Here is a 23,290-nt window from a genome sequence, read left to right on the forward strand (position 1 = left end):
GCTAGATGAATTCTCCAAAACTTACAGCCACATTTACCGATATTGCGCGCGCTTATGAAAGTAAAGACTATCCCCTTTGCCTACAATTTGCCACACAATCCCTAGCCCAAGATCCAAATAGTGCGCAAGTATGGTTTATTTGCGCGATGAGCTTATATCATCTAGGTGATATTACACGATCCATCGATTATCTCAAAAACGCCCAAAAGCTCGCACCAAATGATGAGAGTATAGCCATAAATCTAGCTGAGCTTTTGCGTAAAGCTGGCTCTCTAAAAGACGCTGCCTTAACGCTCGCGCCATTTCTCCCAAGCACCAACCCAGACATATACTTCAACCTAGCTAGAATCCTAAGCCAAGCGGACGAGAGCCAAAGTGCCATTGCCGCCTACCAAGAAGTGCTAAAGCTATCACCCAATGACACCCAAGCCGCCTACAATCTCGCCAATCTCTATGCCAAAGTAGAAGCCTACCCCCAAGCAATCGCACTGTATAAAACCTGCCAAAGCCTTGAATCTCACTTTAATCTAGCGCATACTTATGTGATGATTGATGATTTAGATTCTGCGCTGGTGCTGTATAAAAATTTAGAGCCATACTTTGCTCCAAGGCTTAAAGAAATCGGTGAGAGTGAAGAGATCTACCACGCTTATAACATCTCGCGCGCGGATTTTTACTTCAACTATGCTAATGCCCTGCGCTATGCGGGTAAAAGTAGAGAAGCGGAGCGACTCTACCAAAAGTGCTATATGATCGTCCCAAAGTTTGAATATGTCATAAACTACGCGCATTTACTGCTTAGTGTAGGGGTGTTTGAGAGAGGTTTTGGCTATTACCAAGAGCGACTAAAGCTTGCCAAGCAGGAGATGGATAATACGCGGTTTTTCCAAAGCTCAAGGCATATTGCCATCTTGCCAGAGCCAGCGGCGATTAGAGAATGTATCAAAAATGCACGCGTGCTTGTCTTCCACGAGCAAGGATTTGGCGATAGTGTGATGTTTGCACGCTTTATTGATAGCCTAGAGTGCAAAGAGAAGTATGTCTTTGTGCAAGCTCCTTTGCGCAGGCTTTTTGCCAAGCGATTTACTATCGTGGAAGAAGATTTTAATGACTTTGATTATTGTATCTCCTTGCCTAGTTTGCCCTATGTGCTGGGGATTTCTCTACTTGAAGATTTTAGACATAATGCCGTGTATTTACGCGATGTATTTGCTAGCCCGCACGCCCAAGCAAGCCATAGCACGCTTGATGAGCTTGCTCTGCTAGATTCTGCTACACAAGCAATGAAAGATTCAAGGCTAGAGAGCATTGTAGAGAACTTCACTAGCCCTACGCCAAAGGACACCACTAAAACCTTGCGCATAGGGATATTCTTCCACTCAAACCCCAACTTCGCCTATGCCAAATACAAGTCAATCCCTCTTGAGAAGTTGCTTACTTGCTTCCAAGCCTGTGCGCAAAAGGGCTTGCGATTCTCCTTGCATTGTATCCAGCCTGAATCACTAGAATCCATTGTAGAAGCCCATACTCTAAACACACTCATCAAAGAGTCCAAAGCTTCCCTAAAAGACTTACACACAAAGGCTACAAACACACAAGATTCTATCTTGCACACCTATGCTTTGCACGATTTTGATGATACTGCACGCTTGATCAAAGCTATGGATTTGGTGATAAGTGTGGATTCTGTGGTAGCGCACTTAACCATAGCACTTGGCGTGCCGTGCGCGACTTTAGCATATAAGCGGTATGATTGGCGATGGGGTGAGATAGGCAAAAGCCGCTTTAGTGGATTTTGCGGTGGGGAAGTCTTTGCGCAAAATGTCTATGGGCAATGGGATCAAGTCCTACAAGAGCTAGAATCTTACTTACTGCGTATGCGCTAGCTAAAGTCTTGCCAGCTAAGCGGCGAGCCTTTCTCTAAATCTCTACTCGCTCTTTTACCCAAAACTTCAGGGAGAAATTTTGGCGATAGTCCGCCACTTGGTCGAATAGATCGAATATTGCTAGGCGTTAGAATCTGCCCCTTTTTTATATCTTCACAGATAAAAAGCGATCGGGCAAAGGCGCGCCCACTGGAGTTGGCATTAGATTCTAGCTTGCTATCTAAATCTTTGCTACCAAGTGCTAGGCGCGCGGATTTTAGCTTGCGTGCTAGAGCTTGAAACTCCCTAGCCTCCATACTAAACTCCGCATCAACGCCTCCCAAAGACCGCCTAATGATAAAGTGCTTTTCTATCATACTAGCCCCTAGCGCGCAAGCCAAAAGTGCGCATATATCGCCTTGCGTGTGATCGCTTAGCCCATATTTCACTCCATAGCGCGCAAGTGATGGCATAGATGCGATTTGAGCAGATTCTAATGGCGCAGGATAGGAGCTTGTGCAAAGCAAAAGCGTAATGTCATCATTGCCTGCATCATAGCAAGCTTGCAAAGCTTCTAGGATCTCTTGGTGTGTAGCAATGCCTGTGGAGATGATGATGGGCTTTTTGGTGCTAGCTATAAGCTTAATCAAGGGTGTGTCTGTGATTTCAAAGCTTGCGATTTTATACATTGGACACTCTAGGCTCTCTAATAGTTCTAAAGCTTTGGCAGAAAATGGCGAGCTAAACACACCCACACCAAGCCCTCTAGCATAGTCAAAAAGCTCCTTATGCCACGCAAAAGGTGTGTAAGCCTTTTGATACAAATCATAGAGACTCTCCCCATCCCAAAGCGTGCCAGAATCTATGCGGAAATGTGACCTAGTGCTATCAATGCTTAGGCACTCTGGCGTGTAGGTTTGTAGCTTGATAAAATCTGCGCCTGCGATTTTGGCAGCTTTTATGGTATGTTTAGCAAGGCGTAGGCTTTGATTGTGATTGGCTGAAATCTCTGCCACAAGTAGCAATTTTGCTAAACTTTGGGCTTTGCTGCTAGAATCCTGCGCAGACTTATTTACAATGGTGGCATTGCTGGAATCTACTTTTGCACTCTCTGTTTGTTTTTCTTTTTCGAGGGTTCTAGGCACTGCAACGAGGCTTTGTGGGGATTTTGGAGTAGGAGTTACTTTGTCGGTAATAACTACCCTAGAATCCAAAAAATCGTGCGAATGCTCACCTAAATCTAAATCCTCTTGCCTAGAATCTGCTTTTGTGAGCATTTTGCCATATATACACACATTGACAAAATCTGTGGTAGATTCTTGGGTTTGTTGCTTTGCTAATGTAAGCGAGTTTGCAGGCATATTAGCGCGGATAAACTCACGTAATCTCCCTTGCAAAATAAAGCCACTGCGCTCATAAAATGCCCTAGCGTGCGCGTTGGATTCTAGCACTTCAAGATAGAGCGCGTGTAGTCCTATCTGCTTGCCTGCTTGCTCTAGGGCTGCTAGTATCATCTCCCCCACACTGCTAAATGTGCTATCCTTACACAGCGCACTCCGCTGCTGCTTGCTCAAAAACGGATTTGTATAAACCCCAACATACGCGTGAGCATTGTGCAAAGAAATCCTACTCAAAGAGCCCACACCTAGCACCACACTCCCACACTTAAAAAGCCAATATTTAGAGCGTGGATTGTCCTTAAGCGAGTCGATAAATTCTCTATGCGCTTCTAGGCTGATAGATTGCACATACATAAAGCTTGCCACGCGTTTATCATTGCGCATAGCAAGCACGCACTGCACATCATCTTCACAAAGTGTGCTAAAGCTAAGTCCAATAATGCCAGCAGACTGGCTAGCTAGCGGATAATAAAGCTGCATAATATCCCCTTAATCAACTCTAGCAGGTGTGACACACAGCTACACATCGCACTTCCCCTTCTAAAAACACTTCCATATCGCCAGAGTAAGCATGAGATTCTAGATCATTAATGTGCTCTAGGGTTGGGATCTCACTCCTAGTAGAATCTACCTTGGGCATTAAACTTTCTTCTTCAAGGATTCTAAGATTTGCGGTGGGGCTTTGCAAGCTTTGAGAATTTTGTGAAAAGTTAGCGACTTTGGTAGTCGTGTCTTTCACACAATTCTCGATCTTGTCAAATTGCTCACCCGAAGCTAAATCCCCTTTTGCAAAAGGCTCACACCATAACTTGAGCCGATCACCACTTGGAGGGATTAAAGTTACACTAGAATCTAATCCATACATCCTATATCCCACAAGCAAAGTTGCAGCCATACCTGTCCCGCACGCAAGCGTAATATTCTCTACCCCTCGCTCATAAGTAGCTAGATAGACCTCATCACTACTTGTAGCATACGCTAGATTAACATTAGCATTAAAGCTCTTGCGTAGCTCTTGCATAAATACCTTTGTAGTCGTACTAGATTCTGTAACAAGAGCTAAATCCTGTACAAAGCACACCAAATGTGGCACACCTGTATCGATGTAAAACCACCTTGTAGCGTCTAGCAAGCTTATAGGCAAACAGGTAGAATCTAGTGTTTGCACTGCATTACTGGGCAGCGCGCGCAGAGCAAAAAAATTGCGATATAGCCCAAGATTGCTAGAAACGACTTTGCCATTTACACTCACTTTAATTACTTGCGCTTGCATACTAGAATGCGTGATGAAGCTATGATCCCTAGGGGCTAGCCCTAGACTATAAGCATAGTGCGCTGCACAACGCGAAGCATTACCACACATATTTGCGCGCGAGCCATCAGCATTGTAGAAGTCCCATTGGTAAGCGATCCCATCACCGCTAAATGGTAGTAAGGCTACAAGCCCATCTGCCCCAATGCCACTATGCCGATCGCACACTGCACGAGCCAGGTCTGCATAGTCCCCTTGCGTAAAGAGCGTGTGGAAGAGCAAAAAGTCATTGCCATTGGCACAATATTTGTAGAGAGTCATTGTTGCCCTTTAGTGTGGATTATCTCAAAAGCCTTTTAAGCAGAATCTAAACAAGACTTACACATAATTGTAGCAAATCCTACAAACGCGTAGATAAGGAGAACTAATGAAAGAAATCGTGCAACTACAAGCTACATACAACCAAGAAGCCAACAAAAAGATGATAAGTGTACTAGAAGAACTTGATGAAAATGTGCTAACCCAAGATATGGGGCTATACTATAAATCAATCCTTGGGACAATGGTGCATTATAGTGCTGGCGATGCGAGTTTTTTCAAGGAGTATTTTTCAGTATTTTGTGCCAAAGCTCCCAGCTCTTCAAAGATTGAAGCAATGCTTGCAGAGCCTTTTGTATTCAAGTCTCAAATCATCAACGATACAAGCAATCTCTTCGCCGCTAGAGAAGTGTTAGATAGCTATATCTTAGATATTGTTGAAAACATCAATGAAAGCGACTTTAAAGCCGTTAAAACTATCCACTTTCCGTGGGGTGCTATACAAAAGCCCGTATTTCAATTTGTCCTAGCTATACTAAACCACGCGACACACCATCGCGGAATGATCGCCTGCGCGCTTGATATACTCAAGGTTGATAATGACTTTAATGGAATGCTTGGGGTTTAGATTCTAGCAGAATCTAGGGGGATTAAGCTCAACAAGCTTTGATTGTGGAGAGTAGAATCTAAGCTCTTGCTACTTGAATAGCTACTAGCCTATAAGCGAAAGCTTAGGATCCTGGTGTATCACACTCCTCACACACACCTTTTACCACGACACTTTTGACCTTACCTTTAATGGGGGGCAGCTCGAAGTCTTTAATCTCCTTGCACACATCGCAGACAAAATGCGCCTTTGCCATATCGGCTAGCTCGTAAAAAAACTTTCCTTGCATTTCGCTCTTGCTTACAATCCCACTTTGCTCAAATAGCTCCATATTGCGATAGAAAGTCGTTTTGTTTGCCTGTATTGCAAAACTTTCAAAGCTTAATGGCTGCTTGGCTTGGAGTAGAATTTCAAGCATTTCTAAGCGCAAATCTGTGATATGGATATGATGTTCTCGCAGTAGTTGCACAGCGTCCATTACTCGCCTCGTGGTTTAAGATAAGGCATTATAGCCTAGAAGTAACAAATAAAATAACACTACGCTTCTTTGCAATGTAGATTCTATAACACAACTATATTTTTAAGATGCAACTAAGTTGTTTTAAGTAAAATTATTTGCAATTATCCATAAGCAAATCATCGATAAAGGATTGTTATGCGTCTATTTCCCTTACTAGCAGCAAGCTCTCTAGCCTACACGCTCCACGCCCAAGCTACACAGGAGCAAGTCCCATCAAAGCCCACAGAGCAAAAGACTCTTGACCCCATCTATGCCCAAGCTATTAGAGAGTCTGCAAGAGATCACGAATATGCTAACACCACCACCATTGATGCAAAAAGCCTGCAATCTCGCCAAGCCACAAGCTTGCGCGATGTGTTCGCGCTAGATTCTAGTATAAGCATAGGGGGGGCTACTACCACAGCACAAAAGGTCTACATAAGGGGATTTGAAGATAGACTTTATAGTGTCAATATCGATAACGCCAGCCAATATGGCAATCTCTTCCACCATCAAGGCAATATCACTATCGATCCTACGATGATCAAAGATATTTCCGTCCAAAAAGGTACACCAGATGCCTATATGGGAGTAGGTGCGCTAGCAGGGTCGATGAGCATCCGCACAAAAGATGCGCACGACTTCTTGCGATATGGACAGAAATATGGTACGCTAGTTGAGCTTGGTGGTTATAGCAACCAAGGCTTTAAGACACATTTGGCTGGGTTTTTTGCGCTAAAAAATACCGATGCGCTTCTATCGGTAAATTGGACAAATATCCTAGGCTTTTCTGCGGGTAATGGGCAGTGGGTGCAAGGCTCTGCCAATAACAACAAGAGCCTGCTTTTTAAGCTCAATCAGCAACTAAGCAAGCGCAATACCCTAACTCTCTCCTATAATGGGTTTAATGAAACCTCCACTGCGCCTTTTGCCACCAATTTAGCAGTAAAAAATGTAACGCTTTTTACCCATACTAACTACAACCACACTGCCACTTTAGGCTTCACACGCCAAGCTGATAGTGCTAAGCCAAGCTCCACGCAAATGCGCACTAATCTCTACTTCAACCAGCGATCTCTTTATCTTAAACCCCTATCTCTACCTCAAACCAGTGGCGAATACGACGAAGTCAGGGAGAAAAACATCGCCTTTAGTAATGTCGGCTACAATCTAGCCTTAAGTAATCAATTTAGCGTGCTTGACTTAGAGTATGGGCTAAACTATCAAGGCGTATTTGTTGCTGATACCGCCGCGCCAAAAGATACCATAAACCGCGCAAGAGAGAGCGGACATATCTATGGAGGTTTTATTAAAACAAGCTATGTGCCAAACGCACATTGGGTGCTAGGTGTGCAAAGTCGCTATGATATATTCAACTATTTTGATAAAAACAACCAAACCCACCTAACACAAGGCTTCTCACCAGCTGCTAGTATCACTTACTTCCCCATAAGCACACTAAGCTTCCGTGCAAGCTATGCCTATCTCACAAGAGGGGCTATGCCCGGTGATGCCACAATTTTAGGAAATAAAGAAGTGCTTATACACAAAGCTCTGCGCAAAGAGTCTATCCAAAATATCGAGCTAAATGTAGATTATAGTGGCAGTATCTTTTGCGCGCGTATGGCTGGGTATTATTCTAGGCTTGGTGATTTTATCAATAGCTATGCGCACGATCACGATCACGACAACCATGTCCATACAGGCCACGGCCACGACCACGGAGGTTTGCGACAGAATATGCAAGCCCCGATTGAAGTCTTTGGCTATGAAGGAGGTGTGGGCGCAGATTACAAAAACTTTAGCTCCTATGCCTCTATCGCACAGAGCTTCCCAACTTATAAGGGCTATTTACTGCAAGATACTTATGAGCTAGGTGCGGTATATGGGATTATTTATAATCTCTCTTTGCAGTATGAGTTTCCGCGGTATCATCTACGCTTTGCTTGGCTTAGTCAATTTACGCAGCGCATACAATACAAAGGTTATGATATTTACAACGACCAAACAGGCTTCATCGACAAAGCCGGATATAGCGTGCATAATCTCTACATAAATTGGGAGCCTTTGGGTGAAAAGAGGCTATCACTGCGTCTAAGTGTCAATAATATTTTTAATACCTTTTACATCGCCCAAACAAGCCCATTTAAAAATGAAGCAATGGAGAGTTTAGATTCTAGAGTGCGGGGTGCTATGCCAAATCCGGGGATTGATGTGCGCTTTGAAGTAGGCTATCAGTTCTAGGAGATAAATTTTAGCTTAAAATGGATATAAAAGTAGTATCGTGGCAGAGAGGAAGGGATTCGAACCCTCGAAGGCTTGCACCTTACACGCGTTCCAGGCGTGCTCCTTCAACCACTCGGACACCTCTCTATACACTAGTCATGTAAAGAAGCACGCATTGTAGCATATTTTGCAAATCTCTACCATAAACTCTGCGTATGTGCAATCCACTTGCCTAATACTAATGTAGTGTTTGTTATAATCTGCAATCCACTATGCCATATTGCCACAAAGGTTGGGAATGTTTCCTAGTTTAGATACCATACGAGCACAGAATCTAGCCAAGCAGGGCTACACGCACATCCCAGTAGCAAAAGAACTCTACGCAGATTTCATCACACCAATCCTTGCCCTGCGTGCGCTCAAAGCTCACTCTAAAGAAGTCTTTCTCTTAGAATCTATGCAAGATCCAAATAATCGTGGGCGATATAGCTTCCTAGGCTTTGAACCAAATGCGCAAGTGCGTGCCAATAGGGGAGAGATCATACTTACTACTAAAGACTTATCCTTACGCACTCTTGCCACAAGCCCTAGCGTGCAAAATGGCGACTCCACTACCTTTAAATGCGACCCTAAAACCATCTTGCGTGCCATCCTAGCGCACTACAAATCCCCAAAGCTCCCGGATATGCCACCCTTCACCGGTGGGCTTGTGGGGTATTTTGCCTATGAGTCTATCCGCTATATGGAGAGCAGTCTTGACTTCCCCGTGCAAAACAAGCCAGAATCTAGCAATGATTGGGGGCTAGATTCTAGTGATGATTTGCATCTTATGCTTTTTTTACACACTATAGTCTTTGACCATCTACGCCAAAAGCTCCTACTCATTACTAACATCAATCTAGCAGAGCTAGAATCTAGCTTCACGCAAGCCAAGCATAAGCTAGATTCTATCGCACACATCTTGTATCAGGCAAACAACGCTAGCAAGGCATTCACACCCTTTAAGTTAGAATCCCCACTTAAACACTACTTTAGCCAAAAGCAATTTAGTCGCAAAATCCACGCCGCCAAGCACTACATCAAGCAAGGAGACATTTTCCAAGTAGTGCTATCAAACCCTATGCAAGCACGAGCTAGTGGCTCACTCTTTGATGTTTATCGCGTGTTGCGCACAAGCAACCCATCTCCTTATATGTTCTATCTCTCTAGTAATGCACTAGAAATTACCGGTGCTTCCCCTGAGACACTTGTGCGCCTAGACTCTAACACGCTTTATACTTATCCGCTTGCAGGCTCGCGCCCACGCGGAGCAAATGAACAAGAAGATGCACACTTGGAGCAAGAGCTTTTAAACGATGAAAAAGAGCTTAGCGAACACAATATGCTAGTAGATCTCTCGCGTAATGATATGGGGCGTGTGGCGCAAATTGGTAGTGTCGAAGTCGCACAATATAAGCAAATTGTCAAATACTCTCACATTATGCATCTCTCTTCTACAATCCGCGCGCGCCTTGCTAGCGATCAAGACGCCCTAAGTGCACTTGAAGCGATTTTGCCAGCTGGCACACTCTCTGGCGCACCTAAAATCCGTGCATGTGAGATTATCTATGAGCTAGAAGAAATCGCTAAAGCTGGGGATCGTGGGATTTATGGTGGAGCGATAGGCTACCTAGATTTCTCTGGCAATATGGACACTTGTATCGCTATCCGCCTTGTATATAAAAGGGATAATAAAATCTTTGTGCGCTCTGGAGCCGGGATCGTCTATGAGAGTAATGAAAATGCCGAGTGGCAAGAGCTACAAAACAAAGCACAAGCTATTATCCAAGCCCTAGAACTAGCAAATGCTGGGCTTGACAAGGGGCTAAAGTGATCCTTTTACTTGATAATTACGATAGCTTCTCTTACAATCTCTACCAACTTCTTTGCTCACAAGGCGCACACATAGAAGTCTATCGCAACGACAAAATCTCCCTGCAAGATATACAAGCAAAATCTCCGCAAGCCATCATCATCTCCCCGGGTCCCAAAGCCCCTAAAGATGCTGGGATCTGCATTGATGCCATCCGCGCCTTTGCTCCGCATATCCCAATACTTGGCGTTTGCCTAGGACATCAGGCGATTTGCGAAGCCTTTGGTGGTAAGGTTGGGAGTGCATCAAAGCTTATGCACGGCAAACAAGACACTATAGAAATTGATACCACAAGCCCGCTTTTTGCCAATCTGCCTAGATATATTGAAGTAGCGCGCTACCACTCTTTATGCGCTTTAGAGCTAGGTAGTGAGCTTATCGCTCTTGGGAAAACGCTTGACACAATGGGTGAAGCGGATTCTATGCTTATGGCTCTGGCACATAAGCACTATCCTACCTATGGCGTGCAGTTCCACCCAGAATCCATCTTAACACCCAAGGGCGCAGTGATTATCCAAAACTTCCTAGCTATCGCACAAAAGGGGATATGATGATTAAAGACTCTATAATCGCTCTAGCCAAGGGGCAAACACTAACCTACACGCAAGCAAAGCAAGCGATGGATGAGATTATGAGCCAAGAGGCTAGTGACATTCAAATCGCTGCATTTCTTACTGCGCTAGCGTTAAAGGGTGAAAGTATCGATGAGATCACCGCTTGCGCAGAATCTTTGCGCGAGCACTGTGTGCGCTTACTGCACAATATGGAAGTGTTAGAGATTGTAGGCACAGGGGGCGATGGCTCAAACTCCTTTAACATCTCTACTGCTAGTGCCATTGTAAGTGCAGCAGGTGGGGCAAAAGTCGCCAAGCACGGCAACCGCTCCGCCTCTTCACAATGTGGCTCTGCTGATGTGCTAGAAGAGCTTGGAGTAAATATTATGCTTGATAAAGAAAGAGCACAAAGGCTTCTAGAAGAAATTGGGATTTGCTTTTTGTTCGCGCAAAATTATCATATCGCTATGCGCTATGTCGCTCCTGTGCGCAAGCAGCTGGGTATTCGCACGATTTTTAATATCCTAGGACCTTTGAGCAATCCAGCTGGAGCTAGCTTGCAACTTATGGGCGTGTATGATGAGAGTTTGTGCGAGCCATTAGCTTGCGTGATGAGAAACCTTGGTGTCAAGCGCGGAATGGTCGTCTATGGGCAAGATAGCCTTGATGAAATCTCTCTAAGCGCACCCACTAGAATCTGTGAAATCAATGAGAATACTATACGATCCTACATTTTTAGTCCTGAAGAGTTTGGGCTAGAGCTCTGCGATAAAATCGCGCTGCAAGGCGGGGATAAAGGCACAAATGCACGCATTATCGAAGAAATTTTTAGCGGGCTAGATAAAGGGGCTAGATACAACGCCACTTGCCTAAATGCCGGTGCAGCACTCTGCATTGCTAACAAAGCAGAATCTATGCGAGATGGATTCTACCTAGCACGCAAGCTAATCGACAAAAAAAGCGCGCAAGAAAAACTTAGCACCTTTATCGCCCACAGCCACAAGCTCACCTAAAGAACTCCAATGCTTTTTATAGCTCCTATCTCTTTATCTTTTGTAACCTTTCAGCAAATTGTGTTTTAGTAGATTACTACCACTTTGCAGCCGCACTCTTATAGAGAATCACTACTCGGCAACCCACTCACCTTAAGGAATTTTTTATCGTGGCATTTTTAGGGAGGAGAATGTATAAGGGATGTTTGTGGAGAGGTGGGGCTACTTAGATTTTGCAAACTTGTGAGAAGATGCACACTTTGAGAGAAAATATTTTTATACGCCATGGCTTTTATAAGCTACTAGTAGCCCCAAAGAAGCAGAATCTAATCACGCTTACAAGAAACAACAAACCCAAACAGATTCTAGCTCTAGGGGTTAAGCTTGCGGGTTAGAATCTAAGCGCATATATCTGCTAGAATCTAGCTACTCTAGCGCGCGTTCCCATATCGTGCCATCACTTGTATCACTAAGCACAATTCCCATAGATTCTAACTCAGTGCGGATTGCATCAGCTTTGGCAAAATCGCGCGCCTTTTTCGCCTGCGCGCGTATAGCGATTTGCTCTTGTATATACACTTTTTGCTCTTTGGTTACACCTTGTTGAAAATACTCCACACAATCCCCCCCGCCAATACCAAGCAGCTCCCATATAAAATCAAGGCTTGCCAAAATCCTTAGCTTTAGCTCCTTGTCCTTTGGGGTAGAATCTAGGCTTGTGTTTGCGCTGTGAATCATATCTTCTAGCACGCTTAGAGCTTTTGAGATATTCAAGTCATCGCGCATACTCTCTAAAATCTCATCGCAAAACTTGCACTCTAGCGTGATATTGCTCCCCTGCATAGCCACTCTAGCTCCACTTAGCCCGCCACCAAATCCACTTACCACACGCTGCTTTAGGCGGTAAATTTTGTCGAGTCGTTTTTTTGCTAGGAGTAGATCTTCTTCATTGAAGTGCAAAATCGCGCGATAATGTATCCCAAGCAGATAATTGCGCACGACTTCGCCACTATATTGCTTGAGCGCGTCTTTGATATAAAAGCTATTACCCAAGCTTTTACTCATCTTTTGCCCATCAATATTGACAAAACCATTGTGCATCCAATACTTTGCAAGCTCCCTACCTGTGGCACAGCGACTCTGGCAGGCTTCGTTTTCGTGGTGAGGGAAAAGCAGGTCTGCACCACCACCGTGAATATCTATGGCAAATTCTTTGTCTTGGTAGGCTAGCACTTCTTCAATCATCGCCGAGCACTCTATATGCCAGCCCGGTCGCCCAAACCCTAGCACACTCTCATAGCCAAAATCTTGCGCACCTTTGTAGCTCTTCCACAACGCAAAGTCTCGCACATCGTGCTTTTGCTCATCGTTATGAATTCTAGCTTGACTCTCATTATCAGCCCCACGCCCTGAAATCTCCCCATATTTCACATCTTTTGGGACATTGAGATAAATATCGCCATTAGGGAGCTTATAGGCTATATCTTTATCCAAAAGCTTAGTGATAAGAGTTGTCATAGCAGAAAGATTTTCCGTAGCTTTTGGCATAATATCTGGGCGACGCACAAGCAGAGCATCCATATCATTAAGGTATGCTTGGATATAAGATTCTGCAACTTCTGCGACACTTACACCAGATTCTTTAGCTTTTTTGATAATTTTGTCATCAATATCGGTGAAGTTTTTTACAAACAACACATCATAGTCGCTTGCCTTAAGTGTCCTACATAGCAAATCAAAGGCAATGGAGCTTCTAGCATGTCCTAAGTGCGCATCATCATACACTGTAGGTCCGCAGACATAGATCCTAACCGTCTTGTCTTTTATTGGAACAAACTCTAGCTTTTTCTTCGCTCTTGTATCATAGATTTTCATCATTATCCTTGCTTAATGTGGAATTTGTATATAATGTAGCCATAGTGCAAGTAGCAAAATCTCGCACACAAGCATAAAGCCGAGCAATAGTGCATAATTTCGCGCACAAATTATAACCCAAAACTCCCCAAACCCAAATGCCCTAATGGTCAAAACAAATAGTACAAACCCACTAAGACTCCCAGCAAGAGCCAATCCAAATGCCCCTAAAAACTGCATAAGCACTAGTGAAAAAACAACCCCCACAAGCAAGGAGATCGCAGAGATTTTCGCTGCTAAAGCTTGCTGGGAGCGCGAGTAGAGATAGAGAGAAAAAATCCTAGCACAGCCAAAAGGCACAAGTCCCACCATATAACCTGCAAATACCATCGCACACTCTAGCGTATCGGTGCGCTCAAACTTTCCGTGCTCATAAAGTAGCCAAACAATCTGCTCCCTAAGCATAATTCCCCCAACCGCGCAAAAAAGCAACATAAAGAGCAAAAACCAAAACGCCTTTTTCATCGCTATAAAGGCTTTTTGATGCTCATTGGCTTTAATCGCCTTTGCCACCATAGGAAACAATGCCGTAGAAATCGCAATGGCAAAAATAGCTAAAGGCAACTGGAAAATGCGATTAGCATAATAGAGGTAAGAAATCGCCCCACTCGCCAAAAATGATGCCAAAATCGTGTCAATAAAGCTAGCAATTTGTGCTGTAGAGCTGCCAAGCATAGCTGGCAAAAACTGCTTGAAAAACCGCCTAAGCTCGCTTCTAATAGTGCTAGCTAGCTTTGTGGCTTTGAGTTTAGAATCCAAGGCTTGCTTATGTAAATTCTGGGCTGTGGTAGAATCTACTTTTTTACCAAACAACACCCTAGTAAGCCCAGCCACATACAACTCCTGCACCCCACAAACAAAAAGCCGCATAAACCCAAATTTATAAAGTGGGTAGATATGCAGAGCGACTTGCGCTATGCCGCCAACTAACACACCATAACTAGCGATATACACGATAGCTAGCTCATCACTCCCCCTAGCAAAAAGTAGTGCGCAAATCATCGCGATATTAAGCAGCCCTGTGTTATACGCACTCACCCAAAAATGCTGCTTATACTGCAGAAGTGTGCTAAAAAATGTAACCAAAAACACCAAAAACAAATACCAAAAGTGAATAGCTACAATCGGGCTTGCTAGCTTGATTAGCTCATCATCAAAGCCTAGAGCCAGCACTTTAGTAAATGCTCCGCTAAAAGCCACCACAAGCAGGCTAAAGCCAACAAGGATGCAAGAAAAGAGCAAGAGCACTAGCACGCTAAATGCCCCCTTTTTACTACTTGCAATGAAACTCGGCAGGAAGCTTTGTGTAAACGCTCCCTCGCCAAAAATCCTGCGAAAAAGATTAGGGAACTTAAATGCGACAAAAAATATATCGCTATACACCCCAGCTCCCAAGATATTTGCCATACTCAAATCCCGCAAAAACCCCAATACCCTAGAGCATAAAATCCCACTACTATTTGTCAAAAACGCCTTTTTAAGCACAACAATCCTTTACAAAATATAGATTCTAGCATAATCCTTGCTGCCACACTTGTGGTGCCACTTGCCAAAGTGGAGATTTAAAATATTGTAGAGCATATCAAGGACACATAGATGGCTACTCAAATAGTTGGGTTCATAACTTTAAGACTGATGAGCGAGTGAAGTTTAAAATACAATGTCTGTTTTTTATCACACAAGTGCTAAATCGCACGATACTAGCAACAATATCCAGCAGCACAAAGCCATTGCTCAAGCCAAAGAGCAGCACCAACGAGAGTTACAGGAAAAGACCGCCAAAAGACTTAGATATGAATTTGCAAATGCGCTGCCAGCACCAAATTCCCACCCCTACCTAGAATCTAAGAAAATTAGTATGAAGCATATCAATGTCAAAGTAGATAGGTTTAATAATCTCCTAATCCCTCTGCGAGATGTCAATGGCAAAATGCAAAGCTTGCAGCGGATAATGCCAAATGGAAGCAAGATATATGGAGTCATCAAAACAGAGCAAGAAAGACAAAATAACGAGGAGTTTCTAGCAAAGAAAAAGGGGCTATTTTTCACACAACGCCCATTAGAAGAGCATAGCGAGTTTTTTGTATGCGAGGGATTTGCTTCAGCTATGAGTATGAGCGAGATTCTAGGTAAGCCTAGCGTTGCGGCTATGGATTGTGGGAATTTGCTCAATGTATGTGATGAGCTAGTATCTAAGTATCCACACAAGCAAATCACCATCTGTGCGGATAATGATGTAAAGAAAGAAGCACAGGGAAAAAGAAATGCTGGAATGGAAGCGGCTATGGCGTGTCAAGAGAAATATCCACAAATCCGTATCATCTATCCGCAGTGTAAATCAAGTGAAATGGGAAGCGTAAGCGATTTTAATGATTTGGTCAATCTGCGCGGCATTGAAGCAGTGAGAGTGGAAGTGGAAAGGCAATTAGGTGAAAGAATAATAGAAAGAATCCATAAATCAAAAAGCAAAGATGATTTTGAGCGGTAATGCTTACAAGGAGATTTTACTCGTTGTTTTCTAGTGTTGCAGTATATGCCATAACACAGAATCCAAGAATAATAGAGCCAAATACAAAAGCTTAAAGATAACATAAAAAAATGTAAAACAATATGTAACAAATACTGCACAATATTGATAAATATTTCTACATATTTCTATATTGCAACATCTTTGCTATACGGAAAAATCACTTATAGATAAGGTATTTCAACCCCGATTTTGCTAGCTCATAAACACGCAAAATTTTGGGAAAACATTGGGAAAACGGAAAAGCACGACAAACATCGTGCTACAGGACATTTGTAGCCTATATTTTGCAACACAATGCATATTTTGCTTAAATTTTTCTTAGGATTCTAAGCTGCTCTAGGCTTGCCTTTTCTCTCTCATAGGCAAATTTGATTTCATTATCTGTCTTGTGAGCTAAGGCAGATTCTATAACTTCATCGCTTATGCCCTTTTGTAGTAGCTCAGCTTTATGTAGTGAGCAAATCGTGCGAAATGTAGCGCGGAATCCGTGTGCAGTTACCCTGCCTTTATATTTGCCATTTGCTAACTTTTGCAATGCGGTGTTGAGTCTATCTCGGCTTAAGTGCCTAAGTGAATTAAACGCTGGGAATACAAATACACTCTGCAATTTAGCTGTGTCTTGCTTTTGGCGTTGTAAAATCACTAGTGCGTAGCTACTTAGTGCTATGGTGTGACTTGCTTGTGTTTTCATCTCTTTGGCTGGGATTATCCACAAAGCAGAATCTAGATCAATATGACTCCATTTAGCCATTGCGGTGTTTATGTAGGGTGAATTTAACTCCTATATTCATCAAAGCTGGTCTGCTCTTTTATTAGATTCTATTAGGCTTATGCAAACTCTGCGGTGTAATCAAAAAGCAACTAAGGCTTAGTGGTATTACTATAACCGATCTCATAGCACTTGTAGAGCTAAATCACTTAAAGAGAAGTTTGCTATACTTGCACGATTACCCTTTTTAAGGATTTGTGTGGAATTTGCACCATTTCTCCTACTAGATACAGATAGCCCCCTAGAATCTTTACAAAGCGAGTGCCACAAGCGCACGATCTCCACTGACGATGTGCAATGTCTCTTGCAAAAGCACCATATCACTCTAAGCGATCCAAATCTACCTAGCCACGCGCTTTTAGACGATACGCTTTACCACACAAACAGCTTCACACTGCGCCAGAGCTGCGATATTCTCGTGCGTCCAAAGCTTATTGATAGCACTTATACACTCACACTCTCACCAAATAAAGACAAGGTATTTATGCGCTGCTTTGATAGCTTTCTCGCACTTGATGAAATGGAGCAAGAACTATGCGCACAAGTGGGCGCGGATCTAGCTATATTAGGAGTAATCTTGCGCGATATACAGAGTCTGCACGCACGCTTGCAAGAGCTTTTGCAAGCCATTAAGCGTGAGCCAAAAATGCGTGAGCGAGAATTTTGTATTATGGAGAGTAGTGTTTATATCCCGCCTAGCCCTATGCGCTTTCGCTTTCTTCCGCAAGAAAGCTATCAAGCCTTGCACCAAACCCAAGCGCGAAGCTTTTTTAGCGATGAGAGTATTCCCCCACCTAGCAAGATTGAAGAAGCATTTTATGGTGTAGATTCTGGTGAGCTTGTGGGGGTGTATGAGTTTGGCGATGGTGGGGTAGCTGGACGCAATCTCTTAGGGGAGTACTGCGCGCCTAGTACCACAAAACCGCGGATAATCCCAAGCGAGCAAGAGCATATCACTCATAAAATCTACGATGATAGGATAGAATACTTCAGTCAAGTCCGGGGCTTCATCGCCTTGCATAATCAACTCACCGCCCCTTTTGCCCAAAAAAGTCGCAACACAAGCGAACAAGCGGATATTTTTTGCTTCTACACACCACCAAGCACTCCAATAAAATCAACCCAAACCCCACCCCTACTAGGAGGGATACAAGCCCACATTACACTAAGTATAGAATCTAGCGATAGTAGCATCGATGCCCTAGGTGATGGCGTGTATATCGAAGCGGAGCATATAGAAATTAACGGCGACCTAGGAAGCAACACCGCCATTAAAGCAAGGCATTTAGTCATCAATGGCTCAACACACAAAAGCTCTAAAATCCTAGCCCAAAATGCCAAAATCCTAACCCACAGGGGGCTTTTAATCGCCCAAGATTGCACGATTAAAAATGTAGATTCTGGTAAGATCTATGCTAAAAGTGCTAGAATCCAAGAAGCTAGAGCTAGTAGCATTTATGCAAAGTCTATCCATATAGATCGCCTGCGCTCTGCTAACTCCTGCCACTTTAGCACACAACTCCAAGTCCAAGAAATCCCCAAAAGCTACGGCGATGATAATGCCCTAATCTTTAGCCTACTAGGTTCTAGCGACTACCGCGACTATCTCTACAATGCTAGAACTTATCACCGCGATAAATCCCAAACCCTAGCGCGCATAGATTCTACCCTAAGTGCCCTGCTCCCTAAGCTTAGTGATGCGCAAGTCTTTTTGCAAAAACTCCAAGGCTTTACTAAAGAGCAGCAGGCAATCGCGCTAAAAGAAGTCAAATTTTCCCAAACTTATGCCAACTCCTTGCTTCTTATCAAGCTCTATAAAGCCACTCTAGCGCGCAAAAACGCCTTGCAAAAATCCTTACACATGCTAACGCACACCACAATCCCAGCCCTACAAACTAGACTCACAAATGCACGATTATGTATCAGCAATGTGCTGGGCTTTGAAAACTACGCACATATACAAAAGCTAGAGTTAGAGCCAAGTGAGATAATGAGCGAATCACTCTTACTTGAGTATAATAAAAGTGCGACAATCACTATCGCTAAAGTCAAAGAAGCTAGCCTAGAATCTAGCACAAGCTTAGATTCTAGCGAGGCAAGCCACGCCCCCCTAATCCACTTAAAGGTAGAGCAATGATCTGTGGTCTAATTGGTAAAATCCACAAGCTAGAGCCTATGCGTGTGGAGCTCAATGTCCAAGGCGTGATTTATGCCATTGCTATAAGTGTGCAAACAAGCGCGCATTTGCGCATCAAGCTAGAATCTAGCCCCGAGCCTAGTGCCATCCACCTGCACACTACGCATATCATTAGAGAAGATATGCAAGCGCTTTTTGGCTTTGTGGATACTTTAGAGCAAGAGACTTTTGAACGGTTGCTTAAAATCAATGGCGTAGGCACAAAAGTAGCCCTTACAATTCTTAGCACCTTTAGCGCGCAAAAATTCCTAGAAATCATCGCTAGCAAGGACATTAAGCTATTACAAAAGGTTCCGGGAGTGGGTGCAAAAAGTGCGGGCAAGATTCTATTAGATTTAGCGGGATTTTGCGAGCAAGTGCTAGAATCTAGCAAGCCTCAAGCACACATAGCAAGCAAGCACGACATCTCTAGTGCGCTAGAAGCCCTAGGCTATAAGGCAAGCGAGATTAAGCAAGTGTTGCCAAGCATCACTGCTACTGACACACAAAGCGCGATCAAAGAAGCCTTGCGCTTACTTGCACGCTAATGTATAATAGCCACCAACTAAACCAAGAAGAGAGTATGCAACACGACACAGCCACAAATACACCGCTCAAATGGAGTTCATTTGATACCCGCTGGATGCTATCACTTTTTGGCACGGCAGTGGGTGCTGGAATCTTGTATCTACCTATTAAAGCTGGAGGCGGGGGCTTTTGGCCTGTGGTGGCAATGTGCTTTGTCATCTTTCCTATGGTGTATTTGAGTCATAGAGCATTAAGTGTCTTTGTCTGCCAGGCAAATGGTGAGAATAGAGACATTACTTACTCGGCAGAAGAGTATTTTGGACGCAATGTGAGTGTGCTTATCTCTATCCTTTATTTCTTTGCGATTTTCCCCATTTGTTTGGCGTATTGTGTAGGGATTACAAACACATTTGAGAGCTTTATTTATAATCAATTTTTGCCCCTGTTAGATTCTAATGGTAGATTAGCTAGCTTCATCCAAAGTATTTATGAGCCTAGTATGCAGGGTAGCGTGGCGCATCTTTTGCCACTTTGGCGGGCGATTTTGGTGTTTTTGGGTGTAAGTGCATTTATGCTTATTATGCTTTTTAGCGAAGAGTTTATCACCAAAGTGTGTGAATGGCTTGTATATCCGCTATGTGCGATACTTTTCATCTTTTCACTCTATCTTATCCCGCATTGGAGTCTAGGCAGTCTAAGTGAAGCGCCTAATATCAAGGAGTTTTTGACAATCGTATGGCTTACTCTGCCTGTGCTTGTCTTTAGCTTTAATCACTCTCCGGCGATTTCTACATTTTCTTTAAGTGTGAAGCGAACTTATAAGGAATATTCCGTAGCAAAGGTAAATCAGATACTATTCCGCACGGCAACTATGCTTTTAATCTTTGTGATGTTTTTTGTCTTTTCTTGTGTGCTAAGTTTAAGCCCAGCAGAGCTTGCGGAAGCTAGGGCGCAAAATATCCCTGTGCTATCTTACTTTGCCAATAAGCTTAATAACCCTTTCATCTCTTATGGCGGTCCTTTGATAGCGTTTTTGGCAATTTCTAGCTCGTTTTTTGGGCATTATTTTGGCGCGCGTGAAGGAGCGTATGGAATCGTGCGTAAGTGCTGCAAAATCGCAGGAAATGAAAATCCAAACCTAAAAATCATAGCTATATCTTGCACAAGCGTGATGTATATAGTAATGCTTCTTGTAGCGTATATCAATCCTAGTGTGCTAGGTTTCATAGAAGACCTAGGCGGTCCAATCATCGCAGCAATCCTTTTCCTTATGCCAATCATCGCTATTTATAGCGTATCAAAGATGAAGCAGTTTAAAAACCTCGCCCTAGACGCCTTTGTGTTTATCACAGGGCTTTTGACAATCTTCACCGTGACTTACAAACTTATAGGGTAGCGCGTGAGCAATCTTAGCATTTGCAAAATTGGCATAGGTCCTTCATCATCGCATACGCTAGGACCACTCATTGCTGGCAATAGGTTTTGTGAGCAAATTGCCAGCAAGCTAGAATCTATCTCCACAATCACCATCACACTCTATGGCTCACTCTCACTCACAGGCAGGGGACATTTGAGTGATAAGGCGATTTTATGGGGACTAGAAAACTTACAGGCAAAGACCCTTACCAAAAATCTTCAAGCCACCACTCTAGCGCGTGTCTATGATACAAAACAGCTCAATCTCTGCGGGGCAAAACTTATAGATTTTGATAGTGAGCGTGACATCATCTTTAGCGATGAGTTCTTACCTCAGCACGAAAATGCCCTGTGTATAGAAGCCTTTGGTGCGCAAGGCGACAAGTTAGAATCTAGCACTTACTTCTCTATCGGCGGGGGCTTTGTCAAAAGTGCGCAAGAGCTAGAATCTATACAGGAGGAAAAGATGGATTCTAGCCTTTGGCAGATAGAAAACGCTACCAAAGCTCTCTATCTTTGCGATGAGAAGTCCTGCGACCTAGCTACACTCTCGCTAGAGTATGAGCTACAATTCCGCGATGAGAGGAGTATTAGAGCTTACTGCCTTGAAGTATGGGAGTGTATGCAAGAAGCCTACAAGCAAGGCACGCATCCAAGTGAAACCTATCTCCCGGGTAAGCTACATTTAAAACGCCGCGCTAAGGGCTTGTTTGAGCGCGTGCATACCACAAGCGACCCGCTAGGGATTATTGACTTTATCTCACTCTATGCCATTGCTATAGCGGAGGAGAATGCCAGTGGCTCGCGTGTGGTAACAGCTCCTACAAATGGTGCTTGTGCGGTGATCCCAGCGGTAATGCTTTATCTAAAAAACCACACTATAGGCTTTAGCGATGACAAAGCAGTAGAGTTTTTGCTAACAGCTATACTCATAGGCTCTTTCATTAAAAAAAATGCCAGCATAAGTGGCGCAGAAGCAGGCTGTCAAGCAGAGATCGGCTCGGCTAGCTCTATGGCAGCAGGAGCTATGGCTACCATACTAGGCGCAGATCCTAGGAAGACTTGCAATGCTGCGGAGATGGCTATGGAACACCACTTGGGGCTTACTTGCGACCCTGTGGGTGGACTTGTACAAATCCCCTGCATAGAGCGCAATGCCTTTGGTGCGATCAAGGCAATCTCCGCAGCCAGAATGGCAATGACGCGCAAAAGCACTCCCATAGTCAGTCTAGATGAAGTGATAAGGACAATGTATCAAACCGGCAAAGATATGAATGCCAAATACCGCGAAACCGCCCTAGGCGGTCTAGCCAAAACACTTTCAAGCGTTTGCTAACCTACCTCACATACAAGGAGATCTAATGAACCAAGAACCTAAAAGTCTAAAATCCCGCCTTAAAGAAAGCATTAAGCACAATCCCATCTACACAAGAGCGATTCGTCCGCTACGCGTGAAGCTAAACGCCCTAATAGAATCCACCCTAGATGATGAAGCTTACTTTATCCGCCGACATAAGAAAATCTTTGGCTACACTCCAGACTTCCGCAACCCACAGACTTTTAATGAGAAGATTATTCATCGCATTTTGTTTGATAGAAATCCTGTTTATACCGCGTTAGCCGATAAGCTAAAGGCTAGGATCTACATCGCTGCCACACTTTACCCACTCTATGAAAACGCGATAAGGGGGGGGGCAGAGTGCAAGGAGAATAGCCCAGAGCTTCAAGCAAGTCTAGATACTAGCGCGCAATCCACCATACAAGCCTTAGCCAAGCTCAATCTTCTAGAGCCTAGCTCCCCACTATTTACCCCCATAGACACACTAGGATCTACTCTATTTGCTACCAATATCTGCCCCTATCTCCCCAAGCTCTATGGGATTTACAAAAGCTTTGATGAGATAAACTTCGCCACTTTACCTTCTTCTTTTGCCATTAAAACTAACCACGATGGGGGTGGTGTAGTGCTTGTGCCAAATAAGCAGGAGTTTTTAAATGATCAAGCGCGCTTTGAAGCTGCTAGGAGTAAAATCCAGCAACACCTAGCCACAAACTTCTACACACTTTTCCGCGAATGGCATTACAAAGACATTGAGCCACGCGTGTTTATCGAGGAGCTTCTAGGAGCTTCTAGCCCCGCAAACGCTGCTCCTAATGCAGAAACCACGGACTCTACCACAAAGACATTTGAAAATAACGATTTTCATAACAAAATTGCCCAAAACCTAGAATCCTATAAAGCCCCAACAGACTATAAATGCCATATGTTTAATGGTACATTGAGTCATATAGAAGTGATTAGAGGGCGGTTTGTCCATCAAGAAGAAATCGC

The 23,290-nt window shown here is 43.7% G+C and carries 19 protein-coding genes, 1 tRNA gene and 1 pseudogene; 13 read left to right on the forward strand and 8 right to left on the reverse strand.

Annotation, left to right across the window (positions count from 1 at the left end; translation table 11 throughout):
- Window positions 1–5 precede the first annotated feature (5 nt).
- Window positions 6–1,886, forward strand: a complete 1,881-nt coding sequence (locus IKB69_RS02640; RefSeq protein WP_290945818.1) for a tetratricopeptide repeat protein — start codon at window positions 6–8, stop codon at window positions 1,884–1,886.
- On the opposite strand, the gene pseI is transcribed toward IKB69_RS02640, so the two are convergent.
- The 3 genes and pseudogenes from pseI to dapF all read right to left on the reverse strand — a co-directional run bounded on the left by pseI (window position 1,883) and on the right by dapF (window position 4,838).
- Window positions 1,883–2,890, reverse strand: coding sequence for a pseudaminic acid synthase (pseI, locus tag IKB69_RS02645; RefSeq protein WP_290945862.1), 1,008 nt, complete (start codon window positions 2,888–2,890; stop codon window positions 1,883–1,885). The two genes, IKB69_RS02640 and pseI, sit on opposite strands and share 4 nt — an antisense overlap.
- Window positions 2,891–3,238: 348 nt before the next feature.
- Window positions 3,239–3,745, reverse strand: a pseudogene (pseH, locus tag IKB69_RS02650) (UDP-4-amino-4,6-dideoxy-N-acetyl-beta-L-altrosamine N-acetyltransferase); the annotation flags it as partial.
- Between the two features lie 19 nt (window positions 3,746–3,764).
- Window positions 3,765–4,838, reverse strand: coding sequence for a diaminopimelate epimerase (gene dapF / locus IKB69_RS02655; RefSeq protein ID WP_290945820.1), 1,074 nt, complete (start codon window positions 4,836–4,838; stop codon window positions 3,765–3,767).
- A 106-nt stretch (window positions 4,839–4,944) separates the two neighbouring features.
- On the opposite strand from dapF, the gene IKB69_RS02660 reads away from it, so the two are divergent.
- Window positions 4,945–5,463, forward strand: a complete 519-nt coding sequence (locus tag IKB69_RS02660; protein ID WP_290945822.1) for a DinB family protein — start codon at window positions 4,945–4,947, stop codon at window positions 5,461–5,463.
- 103 nt (window positions 5,464–5,566) lie between these two features.
- Here the strand turns inward: IKB69_RS02660 and IKB69_RS02665 are convergent, their stop codons facing one another.
- Window positions 5,567–5,920 (reverse strand): transcriptional repressor, encoded by a 354-nt coding sequence (locus IKB69_RS02665; RefSeq protein ID WP_290945824.1) that lies wholly within the window; start codon window positions 5,918–5,920, stop codon window positions 5,567–5,569.
- A 177-nt stretch (window positions 5,921–6,097) separates the two neighbouring features.
- On the opposite strand from IKB69_RS02665, the gene IKB69_RS02670 reads away from it, so the two are divergent.
- Window positions 6,098–8,185 (forward strand): TonB-dependent receptor, encoded by a 2,088-nt coding sequence (locus IKB69_RS02670; RefSeq protein ID WP_290945826.1) that lies wholly within the window; start codon window positions 6,098–6,100, stop codon window positions 8,183–8,185.
- 41 nt (window positions 8,186–8,226) lie between these two features.
- On the opposite strand, the gene IKB69_RS02675 is transcribed toward IKB69_RS02670, so the two are convergent.
- Window positions 8,227–8,314: transfer RNA gene (locus tag IKB69_RS02675), tRNA-Ser, on the reverse strand.
- Window positions 8,315–8,465: 151 nt separating this feature from the next.
- On the opposite strand from IKB69_RS02675, the gene IKB69_RS02680 reads away from it, so the two are divergent.
- The 4 genes from IKB69_RS02680 (at window position 8,466) to IKB69_RS02695 (ending at window position 12,020) form a co-directional block, all read left to right on the forward strand.
- Window positions 8,466–10,040 carry a chorismate-binding protein gene (locus IKB69_RS02680; RefSeq protein ID WP_290945828.1) on the forward strand — a complete coding sequence of 525 codons (1,575 nt, stop codon included), beginning with the start codon at window positions 8,466–8,468 and terminating at the stop codon, window positions 10,038–10,040.
- Window positions 10,037–10,630: an aminodeoxychorismate/anthranilate synthase component II gene (locus IKB69_RS02685; protein WP_290945830.1), complete on the forward strand. Its 594-nt coding sequence runs from the start codon at window positions 10,037–10,039 to the stop codon at window positions 10,628–10,630. Before IKB69_RS02680 ends, IKB69_RS02685 begins: the two co-directional genes overlap by 4 nt.
- A complete protein-coding gene (trpD, locus tag IKB69_RS02690; RefSeq protein ID WP_290945832.1) occupies window positions 10,627–11,646 on the forward strand; it encodes an anthranilate phosphoribosyltransferase in 1,020 nt (339 codons plus the stop codon). Before IKB69_RS02685 ends, trpD begins: the two co-directional genes overlap by 4 nt.
- A 239-nt stretch (window positions 11,647–11,885) precedes the next feature.
- Window positions 11,886–12,020, forward strand: coding sequence for a hypothetical protein (locus IKB69_RS02695; RefSeq protein WP_290945834.1), 135 nt, complete (start codon window positions 11,886–11,888; stop codon window positions 12,018–12,020).
- A gap of 31 nt (window positions 12,021–12,051) precedes the next feature.
- On the opposite strand, the gene cysS is transcribed toward IKB69_RS02695, so the two are convergent.
- Window positions 12,052–13,500, reverse strand: coding sequence for a cysteine--tRNA ligase (gene cysS / locus IKB69_RS02700; RefSeq protein WP_290945864.1), 1,449 nt, complete (start codon window positions 13,498–13,500; stop codon window positions 12,052–12,054).
- 12 nt (window positions 13,501–13,512) lie between these two features.
- The gene (murJ, locus tag IKB69_RS02705) at window positions 13,513–15,024 is read right to left on the reverse strand and encodes a murein biosynthesis integral membrane protein MurJ (RefSeq protein WP_290945837.1); all 1,512 of its coding nucleotides are present in this window, start codon (window positions 15,022–15,024) and stop codon (window positions 13,513–13,515) included.
- A 175-nt stretch (window positions 15,025–15,199) separates the two neighbouring features.
- Here murJ and IKB69_RS02710 point away from each other — a divergent pair, with 175 nt between their 5' ends.
- On the forward strand, window positions 15,200–16,027 hold the full coding sequence (locus IKB69_RS02710) for a toprim domain-containing protein (RefSeq protein ID WP_290945839.1): 828 nt from the start codon (window positions 15,200–15,202) through the stop codon (window positions 16,025–16,027).
- A gap of 349 nt (window positions 16,028–16,376) precedes the next feature.
- Here the strand turns inward: IKB69_RS02710 and IKB69_RS02715 are convergent, their stop codons facing one another.
- Entirely contained in the window at window positions 16,377–16,820 is a 444-nt protein-coding gene (locus IKB69_RS02715; RefSeq protein ID WP_290945841.1) for a tyrosine-type recombinase/integrase, read from the reverse strand.
- A gap of 217 nt (window positions 16,821–17,037) precedes the next feature.
- Between IKB69_RS02715 and IKB69_RS02720 the strand changes: the two genes are divergently transcribed.
- The 5 genes from IKB69_RS02720 to IKB69_RS02740 all read left to right on the forward strand — a co-directional run.
- Window positions 17,038–18,975 carry a hypothetical protein gene (locus tag IKB69_RS02720; RefSeq protein WP_290945843.1) on the forward strand — a complete coding sequence of 646 codons (1,938 nt, stop codon included), beginning with the start codon at window positions 17,038–17,040 and terminating at the stop codon, window positions 18,973–18,975.
- Entirely contained in the window at window positions 18,972–19,562 is a 591-nt protein-coding gene (ruvA, locus tag IKB69_RS02725) for a Holliday junction branch migration protein RuvA (protein WP_290945845.1), read from the forward strand. The genes IKB69_RS02720 and ruvA overlap by 4 nt, the downstream gene beginning before the upstream one ends.
- Window positions 19,563–19,597: 35 nt before the next feature.
- A complete protein-coding gene (locus IKB69_RS02730) occupies window positions 19,598–20,938 on the forward strand; it encodes an aromatic amino acid transport family protein (RefSeq protein ID WP_290945848.1) in 1,341 nt (446 codons plus the stop codon).
- Between the two features lie 3 nt (window positions 20,939–20,941).
- Window positions 20,942–22,294: an L-serine ammonia-lyase gene (locus IKB69_RS02735; protein ID WP_290945850.1), complete on the forward strand. Its 1,353-nt coding sequence runs from the start codon at window positions 20,942–20,944 to the stop codon at window positions 22,292–22,294.
- A 25-nt stretch (window positions 22,295–22,319) separates the two neighbouring features.
- Window positions 22,320–23,290: ATP-grasp fold amidoligase family protein (locus tag IKB69_RS02740; RefSeq protein WP_290945852.1), on the forward strand; the 971-nt coding region annotated here is incomplete at its 3' end.

It is taken from the genome of Helicobacter sp. (assembly GCF_017502485.1).
In the GTDB taxonomy this organism is placed as follows: domain Bacteria; phylum Campylobacterota; class Campylobacteria; order Campylobacterales; family Helicobacteraceae; genus Helicobacter_B.

What these genes read in the sequence shown, in the direction of transcription:
- IKB69_RS02710 (WP_290945839.1), top strand. Translation starts at nt 15,200, where the DNA reads ATGTCTGTTTTTTATCACACAAGTGCTAAATCGCACGATACTAGCAAC.
- IKB69_RS02730 (WP_290945848.1), top strand. Translation starts at nt 19,598, where the DNA reads ATGCAACACGACACAGCCACAAATACACCGCTCAAATGGAGTTCATTT.
- IKB69_RS02665 (WP_290945824.1), bottom strand. Translation starts at nt 5,920, where the DNA reads ATGGACGCTGTGCAACTACTGCGAGAACATCATATCCATATCACAGAT.
- IKB69_RS02640 (WP_290945818.1), top strand. Translation starts at nt 6, where the DNA reads ATGAATTCTCCAAAACTTACAGCCACATTTACCGATATTGCGCGCGCT.
- IKB69_RS02715 (WP_290945841.1), bottom strand. Translation starts at nt 16,820, where the DNA reads ATGGCTAAATGGAGTCATATTGATCTAGATTCTGCTTTGTGGATAATC.
- IKB69_RS02660 (WP_290945822.1), top strand. Translation starts at nt 4,945, where the DNA reads ATGAAAGAAATCGTGCAACTACAAGCTACATACAACCAAGAAGCCAAC.
- IKB69_RS02670 (WP_290945826.1), top strand. Translation starts at nt 6,098, where the DNA reads ATGCGTCTATTTCCCTTACTAGCAGCAAGCTCTCTAGCCTACACGCTC.
- dapF (WP_290945820.1), bottom strand. Translation starts at nt 4,838, where the DNA reads ATGACTCTCTACAAATATTGTGCCAATGGCAATGACTTTTTGCTCTTC.
- ruvA (WP_290945845.1), top strand. Translation starts at nt 18,972, where the DNA reads ATGATCTGTGGTCTAATTGGTAAAATCCACAAGCTAGAGCCTATGCGT.
- IKB69_RS02680 (WP_290945828.1), top strand. Translation starts at nt 8,466, where the DNA reads ATGTTTCCTAGTTTAGATACCATACGAGCACAGAATCTAGCCAAGCAG.
- cysS (WP_290945864.1), bottom strand. Translation starts at nt 13,500, where the DNA reads ATGAAAATCTATGATACAAGAGCGAAGAAAAAGCTAGAGTTTGTTCCA.
- trpD (WP_290945832.1), top strand. Translation starts at nt 10,627, where the DNA reads ATGATGATTAAAGACTCTATAATCGCTCTAGCCAAGGGGCAAACACTA.